The organism is Actinomadura logoneensis (assembly GCF_003428695.1).
Classification (GTDB): domain Bacteria; phylum Actinomycetota; class Actinomycetes; order Streptosporangiales; family Streptosporangiaceae; genus Spirillospora; species Spirillospora logoneensis.
Genome location: NZ_QURH01000590.1, coordinates 1 through 1,954 on the forward strand (window position 1 = coordinate 1; position 1,954 = coordinate 1,954).

General features: G+C 73.3%; 1 protein-coding gene. It reads right to left on the bottom strand.

Annotated features, from left to right (window positions below; genetic code table 11):
- Positions 1–204: 204 nt before the first annotated feature.
- The gene (locus DZF91_RS24470) at positions 205–1,569 is read right to left on the bottom strand and encodes an NAD(P)/FAD-dependent oxidoreductase (RefSeq protein WP_117359628.1); all 1,365 of its coding nucleotides are present in this window, start codon (positions 1,567–1,569) and stop codon (positions 205–207) included.
- Between the last annotated feature and the right edge of the window lie 385 nt (positions 1,570–1,954).

Sequence of the window (1,954 nt, forward strand, 5' to 3'; positions counted from 1 at the left end):
GCACGCGCCGGGCTTGGCGCACGCGCCGGGCTTGGCGCACGCGCCGGGCTTGGCGCACGCGCCGGGCTTGGCGCACGCGCCGGACTTCGTGCACGCACCGGACTTCGCGCACGCGCTGAGGCTTGGTGGGGGCGTTGGGCTGGGCTCGGGCCGTCGGGGTTGGCGGGGGCCGGCGGTGAGGGCGGCAGTGGGGGCCCGGCAGGGTCAGCTCGGCTTGGGGCGGTGGTCGGTGGCCAGTTCGAATTCGGCGCGGGGGCTGGCCAGTTCGCCGAGGGACACGATCTCGCGGCGGAAGAAGAGGGCGAGCGTCCAGTCGAGGGTGACGCGGAACTTGCGGTTGACCGTGGGCATCCGGGAGAGGTGGTAGGTGCGGTGCATGAACCAGGCGGGCAGGCCGCGCAGCTTCACGCCGTAGACGTTCGCCACGCCCTTGTGGAGGCCGAGCCCGGCGACCGAGCCGACGTAGGCGTGTTTGTAGGGCTTCAGGGGCTTCCCCCGCAGGTCGGCGGCGAGGTTGTCGCCCAGCGTGCGGGCCTGGCGGACGGCGTGCTGCGCGTTCGGCGCGGTGAACTCGCCGGTGCCGCTGAGGTCGGGCACCCGCGCGTTGTCGCCGGCGGTGTAGATCTCGGGGCGGCCCTCGACGGTGAGCTCGGCGGTGGCCTTCACCCGGCCCTTGTCGTCCAGCGGGAGGTCGGTGTCGCGGAGCATGGGGTGGGGCTTGACCCCGGCGGTCCAGACCAGGGTGCCCGCGTCGAACTGCTCGCCGTCGCTGAGCACGATCCGGCCGTCCTCGGCGGACTTCAGCAGCGTCCCGAGCTTCACCTCGATGCCCCGGCCGCGCAGCGCCTCGACCGTCCAGCGGCCCATCTCCGGGCCGACCTCGGGCAGGATGCGGTCGGCGGCCTCGACCATCATCCAGCGCATGTCCTCGCGCCGGACGGGCGGATACCAGCGGCAGGCGTCGCGCGCCATGTCCTCCAGCTCCGCGAGCGCCTCGACGCCGGCGAACCCGCCGCCGACGAACACGAACGTCAGCGCCCGCCGCCGCACCTCGGGGTCGTCGTTGGACGCGGCGATGTCCAGCCGCTGCAGCACGTGGTTGCGCAGGTAGATGGCCTCCTCGACGGTCTTGAACCCGATCCCGCACTCGGCCAGGCCGGGGATCGGCAGCGTCCGCGAGATGGAGCCGAGCGCCACGACGAGGCGGTCGTAGGGCACCTCCCGCAGGTCCTCCCGACGGGTCTCGTCGGCGCCGGCCGGGCACACGGTCACCACGCCGCGCTCGGCGGAGATGCCCACGACCCGCCCGTTGAGGAGCCGGCAGCGTTTCAGGACGCGGCGCAGCGGCGCGACGACGTGCCGGGGTTCGAGGTTCCCGGCGGCGGCCTCGGGGAGGAACGGCTGGTAGGTCATGTACGACTGCGGGTCGATGACGGTGACGGCGACCTCGCCGCGCCGCATCTCCCGGCGCAGCCGGCGCTGCAGCCGCAGCGCGGTGTACATGCCGACGTAGCCTCCGCCGACGATCACGATGTGCTTGGCGGACGGGGGATTCTGCGCGACAGACATACCTGGCCGTTACCCGACCCCGCGACGTCCTCACCTCATGCGCAACACCTACGAACAAGTCAGCCGATTCCGGCATCTCACTCCGTGTATCGCGAAAGGGCGGGACGGGGCCGACGGGGGCGCCAAGCGGCTGCTTCGACGAGAGCCGCTTGGCCACGGCCCTGCCCCGCCGACCACGCTTATGGGAGAGCAGATGTCAAGGATCCTCCAAGGGTCGCTCGTAGCCGCGGCCGTCGCCGTCATGGCGACCGGCTGTACCTTCTCGACCGGCGGGAACGGCCACACCACCGGCTCAGCGGGCGGCCGCGCGTCCAGCCCGTCCGACGGCGGCCCCGACGGGGAGAACGGCGCCCCGGGCGGCTCCGGCGGCGGGGCGGGCGGCTCC